The organism is Kribbella sp. NPDC049584, assembly GCF_040675555.1.
In the GTDB taxonomy this organism is placed as follows: domain Bacteria; phylum Actinomycetota; class Actinomycetes; order Propionibacteriales; family Kribbellaceae; genus Kribbella.
On sequence record NZ_JBFAPF010000006.1, the window covers coordinates 410774 to 418169 of the forward strand.

Consider the following 7396-nt stretch of genomic DNA (forward strand, 5'->3'; position numbering starts at 1 on the left):
CCCGGCACTCCACCAGATGGTTGATGTGCGGGCACCGCCCGCCTTCCTAGGGTCGAAGTATTCGAACTCTCGGGAGGGAATCTCAATGCCAGTCAGTCGTCGTGGTCTTCTGGCCGGGACTGCGGTCGCGGGTGCGGCTCTCGCCGTTCCCGGTACTGCGTCCGCCGCCATGACCACCACCGCCCGCAGCGACAAGATCGGCCCGAACGACGCGCGGTACCAGGATCTGGTCCAGCGCGGGCAGAACCGCCGGTTCATCGGCAAACCGCAGTACGCACGGGTGATCCGCTCCACCGAGGACGCCGTCGCCGCCGTCCAGGAGGCGGTCCGCAGCGGCAAGCGGATCGCGGTCCGGGGCGGTGGGCACTGCTTCGAGGATTTCGTCGACAGCAGCGACGTCGAGGTGCTGCTCGACATGTCGACGTACGACGAGGTCGCGTGGGACCCGCAGTACAAGGCGTTCTCGATCGGTGCGGGCGCCGTCCTCGAGACCGTGTACAAGGAACTCTTCTACGGTTGGGGTCTGACGCTGCCCGCGGGCGGCTGCCTCAGCGTCGGGGTGGGCGGTCACTTCAGCGGCGGCGGGTACGGTCCGCTGTCGCGGAAGTACGGCTCGGTCGTCGACCACCTGTACGGCGTGGAGATCGTCGTCGTCGATGCTCACGGCCGGGCGCGGTCGCTGGTGGCGACCCGCGACAACGCGTACCAGGACCTGTGGTGGGCGCACACGGGTGGCGGCGGTGGGAACTTCGGTCTCGTCACGCGCTACCTGATGCGCTCCGCCGGGGCATCGGGCCGGACGCCCGGCGAATCGTTGCCCAAGGCACCGGCTGCGCTGCGGTCGACCCTGCTGCTGTACGACTGGAAGACGACCACGCAGGCCGGGTTCCTGCGCACGGTGCGGAACTGGTTCACGTTCTTCGAGCAGCACAACACCGCGGACTCGCCGTACGCGACGCTCTATGCGCCGTTCATCCTGTCGCACTACAGCGCCGGCCAGTACCTGCTGTCGACCCAGCTCGACGCGGCCGCGCCGAACTCGGAGCAGCTGATGAACGCGTTCAACGCCGCGATGGTCGAAGGCGTGGCGGATCCGAAGCCGCAGGTGATCGACCTGGGCGTCGGGCCGTTCCTGCACCTGACCATGCAGCGCTCGATCGAGGAGACGGCGGCGCCGAACCGCGGGAAGTACAAGGCCGGCTACCTGAAGAAGGGGTACTCCGACGCCCAGATCCTGTCGCTCTACCAAGGGCTCACGGATACGACGTACAAGGGTCCGCAGTCGTCGATGCTGCTCGTCCCGTACGGCGGCAAGGTGAACACCGTCCCGTCGAATGCCACCGCCGCAGCGCAGCGCGACGTCATGGGCAAGATCGTCCTCACGGCTGCGTGGGACAACGCGAGCGACGACGACCTGCACCTCGGCTGGATGCGGAAGGTGTACGGCGACATCTATCGCGATACGGGCGGTGCACCGGTGCCGAACGCGACCAACGCCGGCTCGTACATCAACTACCCGGACGTGGATCTGGCCGATCCGGCGTACAACAAGTCCGGTGTGCCGTGGCACGACCTGTACTACCTGGGCAACTACCCGCGACTGCAGCAGATCAAGTCGAAGTGGGACCCGCGGAACGTGTTCCATCACAAGCTCTCGATCGAGCCGGCTTAGTTACCAGCCCGGGTAACGCGTGGTCCACGAAGTGTGTGGGCCGTAGTCGCCGTGCAGACGCTTGCCCTGGGTGAACTCCAGGGCGAAGTCGTCGGCGAGTTGGAGGATGACCGGGCGACCCTCGACGGTGAAGACGAGCTCCGCGGGGAGAGCCGTCTCGCCGTGGAGGGCGCCCAGGATGTTGCCGCAGATCGCGCCGGTGGAGTCGCTGTCGCCGGAGTGGGTGACGGCGAGCGCGAGGGCGTCGAGGAACTGCTCCCGCTCCGGGTAGGCGAGCGCCGCGAAGACCGCGATGGCGAGCGCCTCCTCGGCGACCCACCCGCCGCCGAGGCGCTCGACCGTGACGGGTCCCGCGGGAGCTGTCGCGGCCAGGTGCCGCGCGAAGGTGAGCGCAGTACTGGTCTCCTCGTGGCCCTCGTGCTGTTCGAGGAGCTCGGTCGCGCGTGACAGCGCATCGTCCAGCTCGGCGCCCTTGCACAACTCGTGGATGATCGCGGCGAGCGTGCCGGACGCGAGCTTGCCGGTCGGATGACCGTGCGTGTATCCGGCTGCCGTCGCGGCCGAGTCGAAGATCCAGTCGGTCGGGAAGTACTCCGGCAGCAGCCCGAACGGCGCGACCCGCATCACCCCGCCGCACCCCTTCGAGTCGTTCACCGCCTCCCCGCCGAACTGCGGGATCCGCGCCTCGCCCTTGCGGGCCTCGGTCAGCGCGGACAGACAGGTGTTGCCCGGCGCGCGACGTGCGTACAGCCACTGCTCGCCCTGCAGCCAGCCGTCCTGCTCGCCGCTCGGTCCGGGCAGGTTCTGCGTGTCCAGCCAGCGGTCGTACGCGTGATGCACGACGCCGACCGTGAACCCGAGCCCGCGGTCCGTCCGTACGGCGGCCCGGATCAGCCCCTCGACCGTGAACAGCGTCATCTGGGTGTCGTCGGTGATCGTCCCCGCCGGCCAGCCGTCGCCTCCCGGGAGGAACGTCCGTACGCCGTCCGGGTGCTTCGCGACGATCGACCGGCCGTCCTCGAACTCCACCGGTCCGCCCAGCGCGTCCCCGATCGCACCACCCAGCAAGCACCCGCGCACCCGCGCCCGCCACGTCTCCTCAGCCGCCCGATTCATGCCAGGACCCTATCGGGGGTGGTGCAAGCGCTACCCTCACAACGGGTTCCAGGGCCAGTTCCCCCGGCGCTTGCGGCTTCTACCGTCGTTGGTAGAAGCTATCGACCGTTCTAGGGAGCAGACGATGACCCCCGCATTCCGTCGTACCGCCGGGCGCCTGGCCGTGGCGGCACTTGCCACCACCGCCCTGACCGGCGCTGCGATCGCCGGCGGTCAGGCAGCGAGCGCCTCCACCAGTTGCGACCAGTCGCCGATCATCAAAACCGTCGACGCCGTCCTCTCTGTCCGCAACGGCCTCACCCAGGACACCCAGACCTGCCGCTGACGCTGACACCGCTGACTCCGAGACCTCTGACCCTGAGACCGCTGACCCTGAGACCGCTGTCCGGGGATTGAGTCAGGCGTGAAAGAATCCTGGCATGCTGCGCTGGCTTACCGCCGGCGAGTCGCACGGACAAGCGCTCGTCGCCGTACTCGAAGGTCTTCCCGCGGGGGTTGAGGTCACCACTGATGACGTGGCCGACGCCCTGGCCCGTCGACGGCTCGGCTACGGCCGGGGCGCCCGGATGAAGTTCGAGCGGGACGAGGTGACCTTCCTCGGCGGTTTCCGGCACGGGCTGACGCTCGGGAGTCCGGTCGCCATCCAGGTCGGCAACACCGAGTGGCCGAAGTGGGAGCAGGTGATGAGCGCGGATCCGGTCGACGCAGAGACGCTCGCCGGCCTTGCGCGGAACGCTCCGCTGACCCGCCCGCGGCCCGGTCACGCCGACTTGGCCGGCATGCAGAAGTACGGGTTCGACGAGGCCCGCCCGGTGCTCGAACGCGCCAGCGCCCGCGAGACCGCCGCCCGGGTCGCCCTGGGCGAGGTCGCCGCGCGCTTCCTCCGCCAGTCGTACGGCGTCACGATCGTCAGCCACGTCGTCGAGCTCGGCACGGTCAAGGCGCCGTACGGCGTCATCCCGGCGTACGACGATGTCGCGAAGCTGGACGCGGATCCGGTGCGCTGTCTCGATCCCGACGCGAGCAAGCAGATGGTCGCGGAGATCGACGCCGCGCAGAAGGCCGGGGACACGCTTGGCGGCGTGGTCGAGGTCGTCGTCGACGGGCTTCCGCCGGGCCTCGGCAGCTACGTGCACTGGGACCGGCGGCTCGACTCCAAGCTGGCCGGTGCGCTGATGGGCATCCAGGCGATCAAGGGCGTCGAGCTCGGTGACGGGTTCGAGCTCGCGCGTACGCCGGGGTCGAAGGCGCACGACGAGATCGTTCCCGACGGTGGATCCGTCCGGCGTACCAGCGGCCGGTCGGGTGGCACCGAGGGCGGGATGAGCACTGGCGAGACGCTGCGGGTGCGCGCCGCCATGAAGCCGATCGCGACGGTGCCGCGGGCGCTGCGGACGATCGACACGTCGACCGGCGAGGCCGCGTCCGCGCATCACCAGCGGTCGGACGTCTGCGCCGTGCCGGCTGCCGGGATCGTCGCGGAGGCGATGGTCGCGCTTGTGCTGGCCGAGGTCTCGCTGGAGAAGTTCGGCGGCGACTCAGTGGCGGAGACCGCGCGGAACCACCAGTCCTACCTGGCGAACCTGCCGACCACGATCACCCCGCGGGAGTGGGAGTGAGCCCGGTCGTCGTCCTGGTCGGGCCGCCGGGATCGGGTAAGTCCACGATCGCGGCGCTGCTCGCCGAGCGGTTGAAGGCCACGCACCGCGACACCGACACCGACATCGAGGCCGGCGCGGGCAAGCCGATCTCCGAGATCTTCGTGGATGAAGGCGAACCGCACTTCCGTGAGCTGGAGCGGGCCGCGATCGTCGAGGCGCTGAAGGGCGACGGTGAGGTGCTGTCGCTCGGCGGCGGCGCGATCCTCGACCCGGCCACCCGCGCTGACCTGGCCGGCCACACGGTCGTCTTCCTCGACGTCAGCCTCGGCGAGGCATCCAAGCGCGTCGGCCTGAGCGTCGCCCGGCCGCTGCTGCTCGGCAACGTCCGCACCCAGCTCCGCAACCTGATGGAAGCCCGCCGGCACTTGTACGCCGAGGTCGCCAAGCTGACCGTCACCACGGACAACAAGAGTCCGGACGAGATCGCCGACGAAATCCTGGAGCACCTCACATGACGGACGCCCCGACGCGGATTCGGGTTGCCGCGGCGGCTCCGTATGACGTTGTCATCGGCAACAACTTGCTCGGGGAGCTGCCGGTCCTGCTGGGAGAAGGGGTGCAGCGGGTTGCCGTCGTCCACCCGCGGGCGTTGCGGGAGACCGGCGACGCGATTCGCGACGACCTGACCGCCTCCGGGTTCACGGCACACGCGATCGAGATCCCGGACGCGGAGGAGGCCAAGACTGCCGAGGTACTGGCCTACTGCTGGTCCGTGCTCGGCCAGGCCGGCTTCACCCGCTCCGACGCGATCGTCAGCGTCGGCGGCGGTACGACGACCGACCTCGCCGGGTTCGTCGCAGCGACCTGGCTGCGCGGCGTGAAGGTCGTGCACATCCCGACCACACTGCTCGGCATGGTCGACGCGGCCGTCGGCGGCAAGACCGGCATCAACACCGCCGAAGGCAAGAACCTGGTCGGTGCGTTCTGGGAGCCGGCCGGTGTGCTGTGCGACCTGGCCGCCCTCGAGACCCTGCCGCGGAACGACTACGTCAGCGGCCTCGCCGAGGTCGTGAAGTGCGGGTTCATCGCCGACCCGGTGATCCTCGACCTCGTCGAGAAGGACCCGGCCGCCGCCACGAGCCCGTCGTACGCCGCGACCGGGGAGCTGATCGCCCGCTCGATCCAGGTGAAGGCCGACACGGTCGGCGCGGACCTGCGCGAGCGGACCACGACCGTCGGCGGCCGGATCGGCCGGGAAGCGCTGAACTACGGGCACACGCTCGGCCACGCGATCGAGCGCGTCGAGCGGTACAAGTGGCGTCACGGCGCCGCGATCAGCATCGGCATGGTGTTCGTCGCCGAGCTGGCCCGCGCCGCCGGCCGCCTCGACGACGCGAGCGCCGACCGGCACCGCGCCGTACTCGAGTCACTCGGCCTCCCGGTCACCTACCGCGCCGACGCCTGGCCGCATCTGCAGGACGCGATGAAGCTCGACAAGAAGACCCGGGCCGACCGCCTCCGCTTCGTCATCCTCGACGCCCTGGCCAAACCGACCATCCTCGAGGCCCCCGACCCGAGCCTGCTGATCGCGGCGTACGGCGAGATCAGCTAGTCGGCGATCTGCATCCTGACAGGTAGTGCACCGGTGAGACGGTGTACGCGCCGCCGCCGCCACGCTCAGGTGCCCTAGGCGCCGGTCGAGACGTCCTGTCCAGATGCAGATCGGCTCCGCGTAGGTGCTGGCCGAAACTGGTCAGATGGTGGGCGACGGGTTGTGCATCGCGCGAGCGGCGCCCAGGATGGAAGGCCCCTCGGAAAGGGCTTTCCATATGACGAAGCAGCGGATTGCGATCGTTGGAACCGGCGGGATCGCCGCCTCGCACGCCCGGGCGGTCACCGCGCTGGCGGAGCGGGCCGAGCTGGTCGCGGCGGTCGACGTCGACCTGGAGCGGGCCAAGGAGTTCGCCGGCAAGTGGAACATCCCGAAGACGTACCCGAGCCTGACCGACCTGCTCGCGGCGGACCGCGTCGACCTCGTCCACCTGTGTACGCCGCCGAACTCGCACGTCCCGCTCGCCATGGAATGCCTGGCGGCGGACGTCGATGTTTACCTGGAGAAGCCGCCGACCCTCTCGCTGGACGAGTTCGACAAGCTGGTGGCGGCGGAGGAGAAGTCCTCCGCGCAGGTCGCCTGCGTCTTCCAGCATCGCTTCGGATCCGGCGCCGTCCGGCTGCGGCAGCTGCTCGACGATGGCGTACTCGGTCGGCCGTTGGTTGCCCTGTGCAACACCGTTTGGTACCGCGACGACGCGTACTTCGACGTGCCGTGGCGCGGGACGTTCGACGTCGAGGGCGGCGGCCCGACCATGGGCCATGGGATCCATCAGTACGACCTGCTACTGTCGATCCTCGGGCCGTGGGAGAAGGTGACCGCGCTAGCGGCCCGGCAGGCTCGCCCGACGCAGACCGAGGATGTCTCCCTGGCGCTGGTGACCTTCGAGAACGGCGCCGTCGCCTCGGTCGTCAACTCGCTCGTGTCGGCCCGCCAGACGTCCCAGCTCCGCTTCGACTGCTTGAACGCGACTGTCGAGCTGGAACACCTGTACGGCTACAAGAACCCCGACTGGACCGTCACCCCGGCGCCGGGGCACGAGGAGATCGCCGACGCCTGGTCCGCCGACCTTCCCGACGTACCGAGCGGTCACACCGCCCAGCTGGCCGCGATCCTGGATGCCAAGGCTGCGGGCGGACCAACCCCGGTTACCCTCACCGAGGCCCGCAACACGCTCGAGCTGGCCGCCGCGATCTATGCCTCGGCCTTCACGGACAAACCGATCCGTCGCGGCGAACTGGCGCCCGGTACGCCGTATGCGCAACGTATGGGCGGTCCCGGCGCTCCTTGGAGTGCCTAGCTGTACTGACCAGGCAGGTTAGTTAAGCGGGTGATGGGTGGGACTTTGCCGATCGCGGTGTGGGGTCGGTGGTGGTTGTAGTGGTGCAGCCATGC

General features: G+C 69.4%; 8 protein-coding genes. 6 read left to right on the top strand and 2 right to left on the bottom strand.

The genetic code is table 11. The annotated features are described in order from the left end of the window. The first annotated feature begins 85 nt into the window (after nt 1-85). Nucleotides 86-1672, top strand: coding sequence for an FAD-binding protein (locus AB0J62_RS23315; protein ID WP_363874671.1), 1587 nt, complete (start codon nt 86-88; stop codon nt 1670-1672). Here the strand turns inward: AB0J62_RS23315 and AB0J62_RS23320 are convergent, their stop codons facing one another. Beyond that, nucleotides 1673-2788, bottom strand: coding sequence for an ADP-ribosylglycohydrolase family protein (locus AB0J62_RS23320; RefSeq protein ID WP_363874674.1), 1116 nt, complete (start codon nt 2786-2788; stop codon nt 1673-1675). 124 nt (nt 2789-2912) lie between these two features. On the opposite strand from AB0J62_RS23320, the gene AB0J62_RS23325 reads away from it, so the two are divergent. From AB0J62_RS23325 to AB0J62_RS23345, 5 genes are all read left to right on the top strand, one after another. After that, the gene (locus AB0J62_RS23325) at nt 2913-3113 is read left to right on the top strand and encodes a hypothetical protein (RefSeq protein WP_134102641.1); all 201 of its coding nucleotides are present in this window, start codon (nt 2913-2915) and stop codon (nt 3111-3113) included. A 94-nt stretch (nt 3114-3207) separates the two neighbouring features. Continuing rightward, entirely contained in the window at nt 3208-4407 is a 1200-nt protein-coding gene (aroC, locus tag AB0J62_RS23330; RefSeq protein ID WP_363874679.1) for a chorismate synthase, read from the top strand. Beyond that, on the top strand, nt 4404-4904 hold the full coding sequence (locus AB0J62_RS23335) for a shikimate kinase (RefSeq protein WP_363874682.1): 501 nt from the start codon (nt 4404-4406) through the stop codon (nt 4902-4904). The genes aroC and AB0J62_RS23335 overlap by 4 nt, the downstream gene beginning before the upstream one ends. Beyond that, nucleotides 4901-6001: a 3-dehydroquinate synthase gene (gene aroB / locus AB0J62_RS23340; protein ID WP_363874685.1), complete on the top strand. Its 1101-nt coding sequence runs from the start codon at nt 4901-4903 to the stop codon at nt 5999-6001. Before AB0J62_RS23335 ends, aroB begins: the two co-directional genes overlap by 4 nt. A gap of 217 nt (nt 6002-6218) precedes the next feature. Beyond that, a complete protein-coding gene (locus tag AB0J62_RS23345) occupies nt 6219-7301 on the top strand; it encodes a Gfo/Idh/MocA family oxidoreductase (RefSeq protein ID WP_363874688.1) in 1083 nt (360 codons plus the stop codon). Here AB0J62_RS23345 and AB0J62_RS23350 read toward each other — a convergent pair. Continuing rightward, nucleotides 7298-7396 (bottom strand): integrase core domain-containing protein (locus AB0J62_RS23350; protein WP_363874709.1); only part of this gene is annotated, 99 nt, incomplete at its 5' end. The genes AB0J62_RS23345 and AB0J62_RS23350 overlap by 4 nt on opposite strands.